The 1096-nt window shown below is 45.9% G+C and carries 2 protein-coding genes and 1 pseudogene; all 3 read right to left on the reverse strand.

All coding sequences use genetic code 11. From position 1 onward, the window contains the following. Window positions 1-10: 10 nt before the first annotated feature. Window positions 11-355: pseudogene (locus QUA70_RS28475) on the reverse strand (transposase); the annotation flags it as partial. A 15-nt stretch (window positions 356-370) separates the two neighbouring features. Further along, entirely contained in the window at window positions 371-571 is a 201-nt protein-coding gene (locus QUA70_RS28480; protein ID WP_333335953.1) for a hypothetical protein, read from the reverse strand. Continuing rightward, entirely contained in the window at window positions 568-735 is a 168-nt protein-coding gene (locus QUA70_RS28740; protein ID WP_445251690.1) for a winged helix-turn-helix domain-containing protein, read from the reverse strand. Before QUA70_RS28740 ends, QUA70_RS28480 begins: the two co-directional genes overlap by 4 nt. Window positions 736-1096: the final 361 nt, after the last annotated feature.

Here is a 1096-nt window from a genome sequence, read left to right on the forward strand (position 1 = left end):
TTATACCAATTTAATATGAAGCTGCATAGAATAAAGCTTCCAGAATGAAAGTGTAACAAGATAGTGAACTCATTTCTTCAAGTGTGATTTGTTGCAGAACCTGATCCAGTCGTTCGCGCAATTCCTTAAGAGTCAGAAACACTTCTCCCTTGAATTGTTGTTTGATAAATTGCCACACTCGTTCAATGGGATTGAGTTCAGGGCTATGGGCTGGTTGACAAACGGGAATCAAGTTATCAGGCCAGTGCAGAGCACTGGTCACATGAGCCCCCGCCTGGTCAAGTTGAATAAGTGCGATGTCATCTCCCAGTTGATGTGAGAGGGCATCAATAAACTCCTGAAATCTTTGAGTATTGAGGCGATCGTATTCTTAACAAAAATGCCAGCCGCTCAAAGGTTCAACCACCCCGTAGAGCCAAAAATTGTCACGTTTCCAGAGTACCGGTGCGATCGGTTTCACTCCAAACGCCATAATCACTTTCCCTGTTTCTGTTTTAAGTCCCAAGCGGGTCTCGTCTTGACACAAGTAACGCAGCCGTTGTCCCTTTCCAAACAAGCGTTGATAGGTCAACAGGGCTGGGGCGATGTTTTTTTAAAACGCTGATCGGCATTGGGTTCTTGCTTCGCGCTTTTGGGGCGTGGCACTTTTAATTTAGCTTTAAGTCGATAGTGTACCCAATGATAGACTGTGGGGTATGTCAGGTTCAGTTGATAAGTCTCATTGACCCACTCCACGATTTCTCCGTAACTTTTGAAGCAGGCGTGGCTGTTCCAGTCTTTTTTGTAATCCGGCAAGAGCCTCTGGACTCAAGTGGGGCAATTTTCCGGGTGCACTCTTGAGTGCCAACAATTCGGACAATCCTCCCTGACGATACTTTTGCAACCACGCCCGTTACCGTTGAACCATCACGTCCCAGACGTTTGGCCAGGATTTGATGCTGAGTGATTTGTCCAGTTTTTAGCCACCACAACATTTGCAACCGTTCTTTCTGACGCTTAGGTACGACTGTTTTTTAGTTGTTGCTCCAAACTCTCTGCACTTTCTGCGATCGCCACAATCAGTTGACGTGCCATAACTCATCACCTCTAAACAGTA

Source organism: Microcoleus sp. LAD1_D5 (assembly GCF_036702115.1).
In the GTDB taxonomy this organism is placed as follows: Bacteria; Cyanobacteriota; Cyanobacteriia; order Cyanobacteriales; family Microcoleaceae; genus Microcoleus.